This window comes from Varibaculum sp. C0165D1, from assembly GCF_056590355.1.
Map to the genome: position 1 here is coordinate 241521 of NZ_JBWPVY010000004.1, position 15010 is coordinate 256530.

Consider the following 15010-nt stretch of genomic DNA (forward strand, 5'->3'; position numbering starts at 1 on the left):
CATGAAACATCCGGCGGTACGCACCTACTCGCAGGTGGATCGGTGGCGCCTCCGCGAAGGCAAACCCACCTCCTGGCAGGAAAGCGCAGACCCCATCCCGGATCAAAGTGATCGTCACGAAACTGCAGATCAGGGCCCCGAAGTAGATTACCTATCCGAACTCCCGCCCCACTGGCGCGAACATAACCAATAACCCCGATCCAGATTTTTCTTCGGGGCCACCGGGGTACGCGGGGGAGAAGTTTTTCCTCCCGCCCAAGAATTCGGAAAACGTAGCGGCGTTTTCCGAATTCTTATGCCCACCGCGCCTGCTCGGATAAAACTTCTCCCCCGCGCAAGGGTCGCGGCCGGGAAAAGATACGAGAGGGGCTTGACCTGCGCAGCAGGTCATGGGGTCCCCGGAGTGCTTTTACCGAGCCAGACCCGTGCCGGATTAACTATTTTGCGAGGCGGATTTTTCGGATTGTAGCAGGTCGCGGATTTCGGTTAGCAGTTCTACTTGGGGATCTGCTTTGGGGGCTTCTGCCTCCTCATCGGCCTTAGCTTTAGCGTCGCGTACGCGCATTAGTTTATTCATCGGCACAATGATGCAGGTGTAAATCGCTAGGGCTACTAGCAGGAAGTTCACTAAGGCAGTGATAATTGCACCCGGCTGCACGGTGGCGCTGCCCAGGTGGAACTCCAAAACGTTATCGAAATTGGGCTTGCCCACCAGTCCGGCGATCAGGGGATTAATGAACTTATCGACAATGGCGGTGACTACCGCCCCGAAAGCAGCACCGATAACCACCCCTACTGCCAGGTCAATCGCATTACCCCGGGAAATAAATTCTTTAAAGCCAGCAATGAAACCAGTGTTTTCTTTACTCATTAGTCCTCACCTATTTGTATTAACCAGTCCTGGCCAATTGTAGCGGTTCTGCTTTGCTGGCTTGAACCAGGCGCCCAGCCTCTGTAGGTTGAACCGCAACCTCAATGGTGGCAGCGGTCTGACCCCCCGTCAAAGACCCGCTAGCGGCACTGACCGATAACACTCGCGCGGTGATTTGAGTGGAGTCTCCTTGGTTCTCCGTAGCTTTTTGCGTCTCGCTACCGGGAATGCTTTTATCGGTGTTTGCGCTGTTAGTAGCGCTAGGAGAGCTCGCTTGATCATCTGTGAGGAAGAAAATCACTTCATCACCGGCGCTTGCCAGGCTTTGATCACTTTCTCGCAAAGGCAGCGCCAATATCACTTGCCCTTTATAGGCATGGCGCGAAAATGGGGAGGTAGACAACAGCGCTGGAAAGAGGACGGTACCGGATGCGATCGGGACAGCGCTCCGCTGTCCGATTACTTGGGAAGGTTTCTGGTAAGCCCGGGGTGGTAGTGCCGCTATGGGTACCTCTTTTACTGTTACCTGATCAGCGCTAATGATCGTGCCGGGTGGGACAGTGGTGGCTGTAACTAGCAGAGGTTTAGTGGCAACTTGGGGTAGCACCAAACGTAGTAGGGTTACCGCCACCGCTACTGCGGCGGCTAGGGCGATGGTTCGCCGCCAGCGCCAGAGGAACTCTCGCATAGCCTGATTATTATTCCGGGTAGCAGCGGCAAGGACTCTCCAGATAATCCTCCGGAAAACTGGTTGATTATGTTCCCTTGGGGACAAACAAAAATCTAAGCTCGTCCTCTTTTATTCTGTACCTAGCTTTTGCAGCCGTCCTGAGGACGTCAGTACCTGGTCAACGGGATGATCGTGAGGTTCCCGGGGGAGCGTCCCTGCCTGTAAAACCTCCCAGTCATGTACCAGTGCAACCAGTTGAGGACGGGTAGAACAAGTCGGGTCACAATGCGACAAAGCCTGATCGTACCAACCGGCTCCTCGCCCCAAACGCATCCCCGTCCTATCTACTGCTAAAGCAGGCAAGAAAATAAACTTTAAACCCAGTTTTGCCAGGTCACCACAATTCATTTCTTTTGAAACCAGCGGCGGGTGCGGGTAGAAACGCCGATAAAGGGCACGCGTGTGTTGTACCGGATCCAGCTGTCCCCAACGCGGCTGCTCCAGATCGCAGGGAACAACTAGTTTGAAACCGGCGGCCAAAACCGCTTCGTTGAGCAAAAAAGTTGGAACTTCGGTGTCGAAGGAAAGGTAACTGGCCACCATATCGCCAGGTTTTAAAGAATCCAATAGGGGCTTAGCTGCCGCCAACACCTCCGATTCTGCCCGGCGGCGTTGATTAGGTGAAAACGTTAGGCGACGCCGGTCGAGGAATTTTTGTCGCAATGTCGCTTTAGTAATCACAGAGCCCATAAATCAATGATAGACGCTTGTAGGTTTGACTCCAGTCGGCTTTTCGCCGCTCCTGGGCCGCCGCCGGCAGGTAACCTGGGAACAGTATCAGACTCAGGAGGACGAATGCGCACGGTCGCAGAACATTTGAATACTTGTCTTTCCCTAGTGGCACCCCTAGATCCCCTGGACGTGTTGCTTACAGACGCGGTGGGGTGTGTCCTAGCCGAGAACGTAAGTGCACCTTTCGATTTGCCCGTTACTGACCAGGCAACTTTGGATGGTTACGCGGTGCGTTCCCAAGATGTGGGGGGAGCGGGCAAAATGCGCCAGGTTTACCTGGACGTCATCGCGGAGGTCAAGGCAGGGGATGCGGAACCGTGCACCCTAGTAGAAAATAGCGCAGTCCGGATTGCTTCGGGTGCGCCCTTGCCAATGGGCGCCGACACCGTGGTTCCCCTAGAGGAAACCGACCAAGGCAGTGCGCGGGTCCAGATCCTAGCTGCCCCCAGCAAAGGGAAGAACATTATCCGCCGGGGACAAGACGTAAGTGCTGGCACCTCGATTTTACGTGCCGGGTCGCGTATCGGGTCGCGGCAGGTAGCGCTTCTGGCGGGAGTGGGACGCCTCCGGGTGACAGTGCGGCCTCGGCCTCGGGTAGTGATCTTGTCAATCGGAGATGAACTGATTGAGCCGGGAAAACCGATTCGCGCGGGCGCGGTTTTCGACGCTAATGGGCATGCCCTATCTTCCGCGGTAGCAGATGCGCGTGCCGATACTTTCCGAGTATCAGCGGTCCCCGATGAGCAAAGCAGACTTTCGCAAACTATTGAGGACCAGCTATTACGGGCAGATATTATTATTACCACCGGCGGCCTTTCCTATGGCAGTGCCGATACGGTTAAAGAGGTGCTTGCGCCCTTGGGGACTGCGCGCTTCGATAATGTGGCGATGACTCCCGGCAAACAACTCGGCTATGGCACAGTCGGGGAAGGTACCCCGATTTTTTGTCTCCCCGGAAATCCGGTAGCTGCCCAAATTAGCTACGAGATTTTCGTGCGTCCCTGTTTGCGTCATATGGCTGGATGGGAAGAACTTTATCGTCCTTCTCTGCGGGCGCGGGTGGATCGCGGTTGGCGTTCCCCGGCTGGCAGACGCCAGTTTGTACCGGTGAAAATCGTGGGTGCTCCCGATTCTGGTTATCGCGCCCGTCTTACGGGCGAGCCAGAGGACCTGTTACTGTCCGCGATGGCCAGAGCAAATGCCTTGGCGGTCATTCCGGAGGCGGTTACTTCGGTTTCTGAGGGCGACTATTTCCACTGCATGGTGCTAGATTAGGGCACCGCGTTGCTTTACGAACGTTTCACTTTTCGCCATCGGCCGCGTCGGTGCGCGCAGCTAGATAATCCGGTAGCTCGTGGCCTGATAAAACCGGGGAATCCGCCGGTTAGACAGCTGTCTGTGAGGGAAATGGATGCGCAGGACCATCGGAAGGCAGCGCAGGTGCGGGCCGATAATCAGCGCTGGTTGGCACCGTGGGAGGCGTGTGCCGCCCCCGGATATCTCCTAGAAGATATGGAGCTGGAAGCTTTTATTCGGCGTAGTGCCCGCCTAGTGCGTAAACGCCGTTACTACCCATTTGCAGTTTGCGTCGGCGGGAAACTGATAGGGCAAGTAACGATTGGCGATATTTCCTTGGGAGCCTCGCAATCTGGAAACCTGGGCTACTGGGTAGCGGAGGAATATAGCGGACGCGGAGTGATTACCACCGCGGTGGCTATGGTGTTGGATTTATGTTTAGGGGCGCCCCTTTTGCATCGGGTAGAGATCAATCTGCGTCCTGAAAATAAAGCTTCGCTTCGAGTAGTGGAAAAGTTGGGACTGCGTTTCGAGGGACGGAAAAGTAACTTCTTTTACATTGCGGGAAAATGGGCTGATCATCTCGGGTATGCAGCTACCGCTGAGGAAATTCCCGAGGGCGGGTACGTGGCGCAATTAGAAAAAAGAGCGCGGCTAAAGGCTAGGGGGCCGCGAGAACTGCCGGACGAAGCTAGTTATTAGTTATTTTGGGTATTAACCCTATTTTGGTTCAGCTCATTCTCCGCGTTATAGCTAACGTGAGATCGCTTAAAAATCAGTTTTAACCGGGGAAAAATATAGAGAAAAGCAAAAATAAAATGTTGCTATTGGTGCGGTTGTTACGCATGTTGCATTTTGTCAAAATTTAATAACTTTCCCTGTTCAACACGCCTTTATGAAGAGAGAATCTAACGCCTAAATCCCCTATTTTTAATATGTGGAGTTTATTGGATTGGCCTTACCGGTATTGGTATTGATTCTCGGGGGAATCTACCTTCCCCTCTTAATCGACACCAAGCGTCGGCAAGCTCAATCTCATGGCGATGACCGTTTCAGCGCAAACTTGCGGGTGCTCGACACCCAACCCGACACCGAAAGACGGCAGCGCTACAGCGTAAACCCCCCAGTTTTAGGAGGAACTATGCAGCGACCAGTAGCCCCAACTCAGCGTGACCACAATGAACTGATGGCCGCCAAGATTAACCGGGCGCGCCAGATTGAGCGGCGAGCGGAAGCTGCCGGCCGTCGCCTGACCTTACTGACGGTACAATTCGCGGTGGGGATGGTGCTAGTGACGGCGGGTGCGGTAAGCCTGCTGTCCTGGTGGTGGGCACTGATTCCGCTAGCGGCTATAGCGGGGACACTGGCATTGGGGGCGCAAGCTGCCAAAGTTGGTCGCGAAAACGATCAGCGTGCCCAGGAACGTATTCGCGCCCTCGAGACTCGTCCTGCCAAAGGACATCGAGTTAGCGCCAGCGAAAAGAAGTTCGCGCAAATGCAAGCCCGCTCCGAGCGCACTGTGCACTCTGACAGCGCGGAAGAAAGCGAAACCAACGTGCAGGAGGCTGCTGGCGAGCTCGAAGAGCAAGCAGCCAGTGAAAACTTGGGGCAGCAAGTGCTAGGAAAACTAGCTGCTGCTGCCCGGCGGGCGGCCACTTTACGGGAATACTTTGTGATTCACGAGGACGAAGCGGAAGAGCGACCGGAAGCAGAAGCGAGTGGGCCTGCTCGGGAAAGCATTGTCGATGACTCGCCCCGCCAGATTGAAGTTAATGCTGAAAGCGCCACCACAGTGGCCGCGGAGGATGAAGACACCGTTGCCGCTGACGAACAGGTAAACGAATTGTCTGTAGACGTGACAGCAACGGAGGTTATCACCGCGGACATTGATGAAGACGCTACTGATGAAGCAGATTCCCCAGTAGTATCCGACCGCGGTAAGGCGGAGGCAGAAGATTCAGCAGGTGCTGACCACAGTTGGGCTCCCACGCCGATGCCGAAACCGACATACGCCCTAAAGCCGCGGCTAGCGCGCCGGGATGTAGATGCTTCTGAGCTGCTCGCGGAGCATTTGGCGGCGCGGGGGAGTACCCCCTACCGACCTTCGCGTCCGCTCCCGCACACCGAAGAATCCTTAACCACCGCGCAACTGGTGGCGCAGAGCAAACCGGTAGATGTGGAAGCTATTTTGAATAGCCGCCGGGTCGCCAATTAATAACTAGGCAGGGAAAGCCTTAACGGTAGTCTCGCGCGCCGAAAACATCGGTGCCGATACGCACCAGGGTCGCGCCTTCACTGATCGCGATTTCTAGATCCCCTGACATTCCCATCGATAGTTCGCGCGCATCCTGTCCGCGTCCTCCGGCATTAACCGTGCGATCGCGCAGGTCGCGTAAAATCCGAAAAGACTCGCGAACCCGCTCTTCATCAGGGCTAAGCGCCCCGATAGTCATAAAACCGCGCAGGCTAAGCTGCTCCATTTGCAACACTTGCTGAGTTAGCTCCCAGGCGTCTTCTGGGCTAATTCCCTCTTTGGAGGCTTCGCGCGAACAGTTCACCTCAATAAAACAAGGCAGAACCCGCTCCGGATAGTTGGCCTCCAGGCGGCGCTCTAACCGTTGGGCAGTTTTTAGAGAATCCACCGTTTCCACCAGGTCGCACACTTCAAGGGCGGAGCTAATCTTATTGCCCTGCATACGACCAATAATATGGACTTCCGCCCCCAGGTCTGCGGCCCGCACTGCCTCGTTGGTAGCTTGTGCTTCCTGTACATGGTTATGTCCCAGCACTACTGGCAGGCCACGTTGTTTCAGTTCCTTAGCGGCGGCAATAATCTGTTCGCTAGTGCGGGTTTTCACCGCCAACTCTAAAGTAACTTCGCTACGTTCTCGTCCGGCCTGTTCACAAGCCTTAGTAATCCGTTGGTCTACTTTTTCGATCCCGGTTGCGATATCCATAGCTCCCACTCTAGCGGGCGCGGCAAATCGGTGCGGCTATCGCTAGCGGGTATCTAGGCAATATCTCCGTAGGCTACCAGGTAGGGCTGCAGCTGCCCGCTCTCATCAAGTTTCGTTATATCCAGGGCAAATAGCATTCGCCATTCCCAAAGTCCGCTGCCGTCATCCACTTCTTGCAGCAAGGCCCAAACCTTATTGCCGGCCAGTAAATCGCTATCGGGATCAAGGTAGCGGGAGAGCAGTTCCCGCGCCTTTTCGCCTTCGCTAATCAGCGCATGGCTACTGGCGCGCGCTCCCTGATCTAGAGACAGATCATCATAGCGTTCCCAATAGTCATCCAGCAGAGCCCCGCGATCCTCATCGGACCAGGCATTCCCATCGGGATGTAAATCTTGACAGTCCTGAAGGCGGGGCAGGCTATCGAAAGCTACTGCCTCTACCCGCTGCCAGGCAGCATTGCGGAACTGGCGGCGCAAAGCGAAAGGATTAGCACTGGGTAGATGATTTTCTCCGCTCCCAAAGGCGGGTTCTTCCTCGGCTTCCTCCGCGTGGCTCTCCCGTCGTTTCCCACTGGCCAGTGCCTCCCACTCATCTAGCAGCGAGGAGTCCACCCCTTTAACCGTGTTTCCCAGCCAATTTAATAGCTGGTCGAAGTCCTCGTTCCGGCGCTCCGGCGGCACGATTTGTCCCAGAGCGCGATAGGCATCGGTCAGGTAGCGAAGTACCACGCCTTCGCTGCGCGCCAACTCGAAACGGGAAATGAATTGGGTAAAAGTCAGCGCATTTTCTACCAGGTAGCGCACTACCGATTTGGGGGAGGGGGCAGAACCGTAAACCCAAGGATTAGAGTGGGCAAAAGTCTTAAACGCGCCCGCAATCAATTCTTTCAATGGCTGCGGCCAGGTAGTTTCCTCGAGGATTTCTTGACGCTGGTTGTATTCCACGCCCTCCGAACGTAACTTTTGATACACCTGGTCGCGCTGGGCTTTTTGCTGGGCAATCAGCACCTGGCGGGGATCCTCCAACACCGACTCCACAATCGAAACTAAATCCAGGGCGTAATCGGGGCTACCCGGATCCAGTAAATCCAAAGCCGCCAAGGCAAAAGGCGATAAGGGCTGGTTAAGCGCGAAATCTTCCGGCAGGTCATGGGTGAGCACTAGGCGCCCGAGCTTCCCCGCCTTTTCCGAAGGCAAATGCCTAACTACTTCCGCCTGTTTCAAAGAGGAATAAACCTGCCCTAAACGGCGCAGGTGGGGGTTGGATTCCTGCGGAGCATCGTGGTTATTGCGTGCCAACCACAGCAAATGCTCTCCGGCGTCGCGCTTGCCGGAAAGCACATTAAGCGCCAGGGAATGGTCGATCCGGAAATGGGAGCGCAGCGGCTCTGGCTGGGCGGTGACCAGGCGTTCAAACGTAGACCGTCCCCAGGAAATCTTCGGTTTTTGATTGTTTGTCGAGGGCGCACTCTTACGTTTTTGGCCCTTCGCCGCCAACTTCTTGGCCTCGATCACCTCGGGCGGTGCCTGCACCTCCACAAACCCCATCGTGTCAAACCCGGCACGCCCGGCTCTGCCCGCAATTTGGTGAAACTCGCGCGCCGTAAGGTGCCGCCGGCGTCGCCCATCGAACTTGACTAGGGAAGTAAACACCACGGTGCGGATAGGAACATTTATCCCCACTCCTAAAGTGTCAGTTCCACAAATAACCGCCAGCAACCCCTGCTGAGCGAGCTGTTCCACCAGCAGGCGATAACGGGGCAACATACCCGCATGATGCACCCCCACTCCCAGGCGGAGTAGTCGCGACAGAGTTTGTCCGAACCCCTTGGTGAAATGGACTCCCTTTAACTGGGTAGCGATTTTTTCGCGCTTTTCGCGATCCAGCAGATTAGCGGAAGCCAAGCCGGCGGCGGTTTTCACCGCATCATTTTGGGCGAAATGCACCAAATAAATCGGCCAGCGTCCCGCTTTGACCAGGCTTTCTAGTAAGTATTGGGGATCATCCTCGCTATATTCCATCTCTAGAGGCACCGGGCGCTCCGCCCCGTCCACCAATGCCACTTCCCGCCCGCTGCGGTCTTTCAAGTCCCGGATGAAAAAATCTACGTTTCCCAAGGTTGCCGACATTAACACGAATTGCACATTCGGCAGTTCCAGCAGCGGCACCTGCCAGGCCCAGCCCCGGTCAGGGTCGCCATAAAAGTGGAACTCATCCATGATTACCACCCCGGCATCCAGGTCGGTGCCATCGCGAAGCGACTGGTTAGCCAAGATTTCTGCGGTGCAACAAATAATCGGCGCCTCCGCATTTAGAGAAATATCGCCGGTAATCATCCCCACGTTGCGCGCCCCAAATAGCTCCACTAAGTCAAAGAATTTCTCTGAGACCAGGGCTTTTATAGGGGCGGTGTAGTAGGAACGCTGATCTTTAGCCAGCGCCGCCAAGTGTCCCGCTAAGGCGATCATGGATTTGCCTGAACCGGTAGGAGTCGCCGCAATCACGTGGTTTCCCGAAAAAATTTCGGTGGCCGCTTCCTCTTGATGCGGATACAGCGCCCGGCGGGTGGAGGCCGCCCAATTGGTGAAGCCGGCGAGGACTTCTAAAGGATCGTTTAACTTCCCCGCGTCCTCTAAATCGTCCAACAGCTGATTTAGGGGGGCAATACTCATGCGGCTATTGTAACTAGCTTCCGCAGTGTGGACACGTTTGCATCAAAACGTCCTCCCCGACTGTCCTAATAGGGACGCCCAAAATAGTCTTGGGCGGATGAAAGGACAGAAATAACGTGGATCAAGCCGCCGCAATCGTCAAGCAAATAGCTGATGCCATCGCCCTCTACGCCGAAATTTGGATCCTTATCGGCCTGGGGATCTTCTACACGGTGATTACCCGGGGAGTGCAATTCCGCTTCTTCCGCCACATGTGGAAAGTGGTTTTCGCTTCCCGCCAGGGTTCGCAGGGAGGAATCTCCTCCTTCCAGGCCTTCACTATCTCCCTAGCCGCTCGGGTAGGGGTAGGTAACGTGTTTGGGGTGGCAGCGGCCTTAATCATCGGCGGTCCGGGCGCGATTTTCTGGATGTGGATAGTAGCGCTAGTGGGGATGGCCACCTCTTTTATGGAATCCACCCTGGCACAGATTTTCAAAGTTAGGAACGAGGACGGGACTTTCCGGGGCGGCCCGGCCTACTATATGTGGCTAGGGCTGCGTAAACGTTGGTTTGGTTCCATTTTTGCGATTATCGCTATCGTCACCTGCGGTTTCGTGATTACTTCTGTGCAGTCCAATGCGATTGCCGGCTCGATTATGGCCACTCTGGGCACGACTGAAGCCCAGCAGGGAGCCCATTCGGCGATTATCGCGGTAATCTTGTTCGTTTTCGCAGCTCCGATTATTTTAGGAGGAATCCGTTCGGTAGCACGAGTAACCGAATGGATGGCTCCGATTATGGCTGTGGTTTACGTGATTATCGCCCTGATTATCTTGGTAATGAACATCGGGCAGATTCCGGCGATCTTGGCGTTAATCGTTAAAAGCGCCTTCACTGGCGGGGCACTCGGAGGCGGCGTCGGCGGAGGAATCTTCGCTGCCCTCATCAACGGGGTACAGCGTGGCCTGTTTTCTAACGAGGCCGGGCAGGGCACTGCCCCCAACGCCGCAGCTACCGCTACGGTTTCCCACCCGGTGCGTCAGGGCCTCATCCAGTCGCTCGGAGTTTTCGTAGACACCATCATCGTTTGTTCCGCCACCGCCATCATCATTTTGAGTGCCCCCAAATCGGTACTAACCGGTACCGATCCCTCCCAGGCGGCCTCTTTGACCACGGTGGCGGTAGCTTCCCAGCTGGGGGGCTGGTCAACCTACCTAATGCTGCTGATCATCTCGGTATTGGCGTTTTCTTCGATTATTGCCGCCTACGTTTACTCCGATGTAAACATGTCCTTTGCTACTACCAAGCCTTGGGCTTCTTGGCTGGTACGGATAGTTTCCGTGGCTTCAGTGGTCTTAGGAGCGGTGGTTTCTCTGCCGCTGGTGTGGAATGCGGTCGATATCGCCATGGCAGTTATGACTATCACCAACTTGATTGCGATTACTCTGCTTTGGAAGTGGGCTGCCGGTGCCTTGAAAGATTACTCGGCCTCACGGCGGCGTGACCCGCAGACGGTGCCAGTATTTGTGGCCAAGAACAACCCCTATCTGCCTGGAGACCTGCCCACCGATGTCTGGAATGAGAAGGCGGGCGAGGCCCCAGCAGCTGCTGAGGTCTAGGGCCTGCGGTGGTTATAGAAATAAGTGACTTAGTTTTCAGGTTTTCGCTTATTTGAAACCCTAAGGCAAAATAGTGGCTATGGAACAGACCCCGATGACAGTACATTCTGATTTCACGCGGCTAGACCATTTTAAAGCCTGGGCGGTACACGCTTTTACCGCCTCGGCAGTAATCTGGGCTGGCTGCGCGGTGCTGGCTTTGATGCGCCATAACTACTTACAGATGTGGGGTTGGCTGGCGATTAGCCTAATCGTTGACGGTCTAGACGGCACCTTCGCCCGACGTTACCGGGTAAAAGAAGTGGTCCCCTGGTTCGATGGCTCTTCGCTCGACCTGATAGTCGACTACCTGACCTGGACGTTTATTCCCGCTATTTTCATGTCCCAAACCATAGTTTTTGCCCCGGGAACTCCCGGTAAAGGAATAGACCTAGTGGTGACGGAAGTGCTGATGGTGGCGGTTTGCGTATCCTCTATGTTTTGTTACTGCAATAAGAAAGCAAAAAGTTCCGATAACTATTTCGTGGGGTTTCCCGCTGCTTGGAATATCGTGATCTTGTATCTGTATCTGGTAGCGCTGCCCTGGTGGTTCAATCTAGTGATTGTGCTGCTCTTTATTGTTTTAACGCTTTCGCCGCTCACTTTCTGTCACCCCTTCCGGGTGGAAAAATTGCGTTGGCTAAATATCTTGTCGGTAGTTATCTGGCTGGCCTGCATCATTTGGCTGACTATCTACTTCCCGGAGCGCAACCCGCTTATCTGGTGGGCATGGTGGATTAGCGGCATTTACTTTATTGGCAATGGCGTGGTGCGTACCTTCGTCGGTCCGCAAGCAGTGCGCAAGCAGCCGGTGAGTAATCGCTGAAGATCTTAGTTATCTCGAGTTCCGCGACGTTATTAAGAATTTTAGCAAGTAGCGTTCCCGGAGATATTTCGAGCCTTCGACCAAGAAACCGGAAATGATAAATAAGACCACTATTACTATCACGTAGGTGGGGTAGTCTTTTCCGGTCATGGCGAAATATACATAGGGGGCGGCGAAAGTAATCGCGGTAGTAAACGTACCTACTATCCGCACCCACGTGCGTTTCGCGGTAAACATGGCTAATACTCCCCAGGTGTAGGGGATAGCGGTCGCAATATCCATCGTCCAGAGCACTAACAGCGAACCGTGGAATTCTTTAACCAGGGTTACCGGCAAAACCCGTAAGCTGGAATAGGTTATTACCACCAGATAGGCCAACACTTTGGGGTCAGTAAACCATTTAGCCAAGCGGGAACGCCGAGTTTGTTTAATCCCACAGGCCCGCAGCGCCCCCGAAATCTCGGGCGGCAGATGGGTGGCATCAATTCCCAAGAAGGCCTGACGTATCCGCTGCCTGGTCAGGGGATGTAAATCTTCCCAGCGATCAATAATCGCTCCTACCAGGTTATGAGGATCTAGCATCCAAGGGCGCCTAACATCCTTCTCCGGATGTTCGCCAGAGGGAATAGAGCTGACTAGGCGTTCGCGATATTCCATGCCATCGGGATAGTGGGCAGTATCGACTATTCTTCCAGTGCCGAGCAGCCGGGAGAGGAAGGCGGCCTCACTCCTGCTGCCTCCTCCTATCCAAATACTCAGGGCGCGTTGTAAATCTGCGCGTAGCTGCCCTAAGAAACGTTCACCTTCCTGCGTGGCTAGAAACTGGTCAAAGGTTTGTTCCGGGAGGGAAAATAACCAAGATACATCGCGGGTGCAGCCCCGTCCTAGTTCAGAAACGCGATGCAGGCCGGCACCGCGGCAAAGGACCACGGGATCGACGGCGTATTCAGATACCACGGCGAGATCGGTGAGCTTTTGCCCATTTTTGAAGGAGGAATCGATCATCGCCATGCTCTTAAGTCTATGAGAATTCCAGAATTTACGGTCTTTACGCGACAAGAAAGAAAAAAATGGTCATACTAGAGATATGAAGGTTTTAGTAACGATCGCCTCCAAGCATGGAGCGACAGAAGAAGTTGGAAAAGTCATAGTTGACGAAATGGAAAATGCCGGTCTGGAAGTAGACCTGGAAAAACCAGAAGAAGTCTACAGCCTAGATGGATACGGGGCGGTCGTTATCGGCTCTGCGGTTTATCTAACCAAATGGATGGATAATGCCACCGATTTTTGTCGCCGCTTCGCTTCGGAGTTGCGTCGTACCCCGCTATGGGCATTTTCGGTAGGCCTGTCAGGAGTACCGCAAGATAAAGTCCAAGACCCCTCCCGGGTGGGACCGGTGCTGTTGAATATCGACCCCAAAGAATATGTGACTTTCCCGGGTAAACTCGATCCCACCGAGCTGTCTTTGCGGGAACGTACAGTGGCACGTCTAGGCGGTGCAGTCGAGGGCGACTTCCGTGACGACCAGCTGGTGCGCGACTGGGCGAAAAAAATAATAAAAGAAATCAAGGCCTAGGTTTTCTACCGCCTTTAACGATTGTCCGCAACTGTCAGGACTACCGGGACCCCCGGTGGCTCCGACAGCTGCGGACAGTGTTTTTGCCCGGCAGAAGTTCGGGCTTATTCCTAGACATTTATCTGGGAAAATGCCGATTTAGTTGTCCTGTTCGTGTCGGGCCAAGAACTCATAGACAATCGCGTCATCAACTCCGGGGAACGCTCCCGGCGGCACTGCTGCCAGCAGATGGGAATGGGTTTTGACTTCCGGAAAGGCTTTCCCATCCCATTCATTAGCTAGGCGCGGCTCTGGCAATCGGCAGCACCTCGGGTCGGGGCAAGAAGAGGCAAGCCGGTTCTTGGTGTCGCGCCCGGCGAACCATTTGGACTGAGCAAAGGGAACGCCGATTCCAATCGAGTATTTTCCGGTAGAAGTTTGTACGATCTGAGCGCTACAAAAGAAGGTTCCCATCGGGGTATCGGTGTATTGCCGGTAGGGGATCGCCGGGTTTTCTTGTTTGAATGCCTGCATAGAGGCGTATTTTCTACAGATTAGCTGCCCTTCAATCGCCCCGGAGACGTCCTCGGGAAATCTAATCCCGTCATTGGCGTAGATTTTGGTGAGCACTCCAGCAGGGGATACCCGGTCGAAATGTAAACGGATCCCCAGATGGCGGGTAGCCAGATTAGTGAAGCGGTGAGCTGCGGTTTCATATCGCACCCCGTAGCGATCTACCAGCGCCCCTACTTCTAGTTCCCGCGCTTTCTTCGCCTGTTGCAGCAGGGCCGCTACCGGTTTTTCTGGCAGTAAAATAGCGGCGGCGAAATAGTTAGCTTCGATGCGTTGGCGTAAGAACTCTCCAAAACTGTGGGGAGTGTCGTGTCCGAGGGCCACCCCCGCAATTGAGCGCAACCCTAGGGAGCGCACATATTTTTCACCCGGTTGATTAGGGCGCAGATAGATCCGCCGATTCTTTAGATCCCGGATGGCCCGGGTAGCCGCTGGTAAATCATCGGTGCGAATCAGGGCATAACCGAGATGCTGCACTATCCGCTCCAAATCACCTTCCGCTCGCGGACCATTTTCCATACCTAGAGAGCCGAGAATTTCGGAGGCCACGGTTTCAATTTCGGCCAGGTAGTTATCGCGGGCTCGCATCTCTTCTCGCAACTTTCGGTTTTCGGCGCGAGCTTTTTCGGGGGTTCCGGCATGGATTTGACGGGAAGCAACCAGCTGACGGTGTAAACCTACGATGACTCGCAGCGCATCGGTAGAAAGGCGCGAAGAGGGGGCCAGTGCGGGAAGCTGTAGTTTTTGATAAAAGGATTGTTCCTGGTAGCTGGCTAATTCTAGTTCCAGAAGCGAGCGTTCGTCGGGAGCTGTATTTTCTAACAGGTAGGAGGGGGAAACCCCCAGAGCCTGGGCAATTGTTTTCAGAAGAGAAAGGCGGGGCTCTCGTTTTCCGTTCTCGATTTGCGAGATGAGAGAGGGAGCGCGGTCTACCGCGGTGGCTAACTCTTTCAGGGTTAGCCGTTTTTCTCTGCGGGCGTGGCGGATCCGGGCACCAAGCAGTGCTGAAGCGGAGAGAGCCGGTTTTTCTGTTTCCCTAGCCATAATTTCCTCACATTTTTACATAGTGTGAAATTCTTCAATAGTTTACCCAAGTTTAGTAGAGATCGAGAGATTGTATAGCGCAATACTCGAAATACGTCCTCGTTCGAGGCGTAGGTC

14 protein-coding genes are annotated in these 15010 nt (G+C 54.6%); 7 read left to right on the forward strand and 7 right to left on the reverse strand.

Annotated features, from left to right (window positions below):
- The first annotated feature begins 1 nt into the window (after position 1).
- Positions 2-193: a hypothetical protein gene (locus AC1EKS_RS07475; protein WP_481008508.1), complete on the forward strand. Its 192-nt coding sequence runs from the start codon at positions 2-4 to the stop codon at positions 191-193.
- A 240-nt stretch (positions 194-433) separates the two neighbouring features.
- Here AC1EKS_RS07475 and mscL read toward each other — a convergent pair whose 3' ends face one another.
- The 3 genes from mscL to AC1EKS_RS07490 form a co-directional block, all read right to left on the reverse strand.
- Positions 434-871, reverse strand: a complete 438-nt coding sequence (gene mscL / locus AC1EKS_RS07480) for a large conductance mechanosensitive channel protein MscL (protein WP_481009670.1) — start codon at positions 869-871, stop codon at positions 434-436.
- Between the two features lie 19 nt (positions 872-890).
- Positions 891-1559 carry an SAF domain-containing protein gene (locus AC1EKS_RS07485; protein WP_481009669.1) on the reverse strand — a complete coding sequence of 223 codons (669 nt, stop codon included), beginning with the start codon at positions 1557-1559 and terminating at the stop codon, positions 891-893.
- 111 nt (positions 1560-1670) lie between these two features.
- A complete protein-coding gene (locus AC1EKS_RS07490) occupies positions 1671-2291 on the reverse strand; it encodes a 5-formyltetrahydrofolate cyclo-ligase (RefSeq protein WP_481009668.1) in 621 nt (206 codons plus the stop codon).
- 105 nt (positions 2292-2396) lie between these two features.
- Here AC1EKS_RS07490 and AC1EKS_RS07495 point away from each other — a divergent pair, with 105 nt between their 5' ends.
- From AC1EKS_RS07495 to AC1EKS_RS07505, 3 genes are all read left to right on the forward strand, one after another.
- Complete coding sequence (locus tag AC1EKS_RS07495; protein WP_481009667.1) at positions 2397-3608, forward strand: molybdopterin molybdotransferase MoeA; 1212 nt, start codon at positions 2397-2399, stop codon at positions 3606-3608.
- A gap of 123 nt (positions 3609-3731) precedes the next feature.
- On the forward strand, positions 3732-4331 hold the full coding sequence (locus AC1EKS_RS07500; RefSeq protein ID WP_481009666.1) for a GNAT family N-acetyltransferase: 600 nt from the start codon (positions 3732-3734) through the stop codon (positions 4329-4331).
- Positions 4332-4566: 235 nt separating this feature from the next.
- Positions 4567-5844 (forward strand): hypothetical protein, encoded by a 1278-nt coding sequence (locus AC1EKS_RS07505; protein WP_481009665.1) that lies wholly within the window; start codon positions 4567-4569, stop codon positions 5842-5844.
- 19 nt (positions 5845-5863) lie between these two features.
- Here the strand turns inward: AC1EKS_RS07505 and AC1EKS_RS07510 are convergent, their stop codons facing one another.
- Both AC1EKS_RS07510 and AC1EKS_RS07515 read right to left on the reverse strand, forming a co-directional pair.
- Positions 5864-6586, reverse strand: coding sequence for a YggS family pyridoxal phosphate-dependent enzyme (locus tag AC1EKS_RS07510; RefSeq protein WP_481009664.1), 723 nt, complete (start codon positions 6584-6586; stop codon positions 5864-5866).
- Between the two features lie 53 nt (positions 6587-6639).
- Complete coding sequence (locus AC1EKS_RS07515) at positions 6640-9258, reverse strand: DEAD/DEAH box helicase (RefSeq protein ID WP_481009663.1); 2619 nt, start codon at positions 9256-9258, stop codon at positions 6640-6642.
- A gap of 116 nt (positions 9259-9374) precedes the next feature.
- Here AC1EKS_RS07515 and AC1EKS_RS07520 point away from each other — a divergent pair, with 116 nt between their 5' ends.
- Together AC1EKS_RS07520 and AC1EKS_RS07525 are read left to right on the forward strand one after the other, a co-directional pair.
- On the forward strand, positions 9375-10856 hold the full coding sequence (locus AC1EKS_RS07520) for an alanine/glycine:cation symporter family protein (protein WP_481009662.1): 1482 nt from the start codon (positions 9375-9377) through the stop codon (positions 10854-10856).
- A 73-nt stretch (positions 10857-10929) separates the two neighbouring features.
- Positions 10930-11721: a CDP-alcohol phosphatidyltransferase family protein gene (locus tag AC1EKS_RS07525; protein WP_481009661.1), complete on the forward strand. Its 792-nt coding sequence runs from the start codon at positions 10930-10932 to the stop codon at positions 11719-11721.
- A gap of 9 nt (positions 11722-11730) precedes the next feature.
- On the opposite strand, the gene AC1EKS_RS07530 is transcribed toward AC1EKS_RS07525, so the two are convergent.
- Entirely contained in the window at positions 11731-12732 is a 1002-nt protein-coding gene (locus tag AC1EKS_RS07530; RefSeq protein WP_481009660.1) for a hypothetical protein, read from the reverse strand.
- Positions 12733-12808: 76 nt separating this feature from the next.
- Between AC1EKS_RS07530 and AC1EKS_RS07535 the strand changes: the two genes are divergently transcribed.
- On the forward strand, positions 12809-13297 hold the full coding sequence (locus tag AC1EKS_RS07535; protein WP_481009659.1) for a flavodoxin domain-containing protein: 489 nt from the start codon (positions 12809-12811) through the stop codon (positions 13295-13297).
- Positions 13298-13435: 138 nt separating this feature from the next.
- Here AC1EKS_RS07535 and AC1EKS_RS07540 read toward each other — a convergent pair whose 3' ends face one another.
- Entirely contained in the window at positions 13436-14893 is a 1458-nt protein-coding gene (locus AC1EKS_RS07540) for a helix-turn-helix domain-containing protein (RefSeq protein WP_481009658.1), read from the reverse strand.
- Positions 14894-15010: the final 117 nt, after the last annotated feature.

What these genes read in the sequence shown, in the direction of transcription:
- AC1EKS_RS07495 (WP_481009667.1), top strand. Translation starts at nt 2,397, where the DNA reads ATGCGCACGGTCGCAGAACATTTGAATACTTGTCTTTCCCTAGTGGCA.
- AC1EKS_RS07530 (WP_481009660.1), bottom strand. Translation starts at nt 12,732, where the DNA reads ATGGCGATGATCGATTCCTCCTTCAAAAATGGGCAAAAGCTCACCGAT.
- AC1EKS_RS07515 (WP_481009663.1), bottom strand. Translation starts at nt 9,258, where the DNA reads ATGAGTATTGCCCCCCTAAATCAGCTGTTGGACGATTTAGAGGACGCG.
- AC1EKS_RS07540 (WP_481009658.1), bottom strand. Translation starts at nt 14,893, where the DNA reads ATGGCTAGGGAAACAGAAAAACCGGCTCTCTCCGCTTCAGCACTGCTT.
- AC1EKS_RS07510 (WP_481009664.1), bottom strand. Translation starts at nt 6,586, where the DNA reads ATGGATATCGCAACCGGGATCGAAAAAGTAGACCAACGGATTACTAAG.
- AC1EKS_RS07475 (WP_481008508.1), top strand. Translation starts at nt 2, where the DNA reads ATGAAACATCCGGCGGTACGCACCTACTCGCAGGTGGATCGGTGGCGC.
- mscL (WP_481009670.1), bottom strand. Translation starts at nt 871, where the DNA reads ATGAGTAAAGAAAACACTGGTTTCATTGCTGGCTTTAAAGAATTTATT.
- AC1EKS_RS07490 (WP_481009668.1), bottom strand. Translation starts at nt 2,291, where the DNA reads ATGGGCTCTGTGATTACTAAAGCGACATTGCGACAAAAATTCCTCGAC.
- AC1EKS_RS07535 (WP_481009659.1), top strand. Translation starts at nt 12,809, where the DNA reads ATGAAGGTTTTAGTAACGATCGCCTCCAAGCATGGAGCGACAGAAGAA.
- AC1EKS_RS07485 (WP_481009669.1), bottom strand. Translation starts at nt 1,559, where the DNA reads ATGCGAGAGTTCCTCTGGCGCTGGCGGCGAACCATCGCCCTAGCCGCC.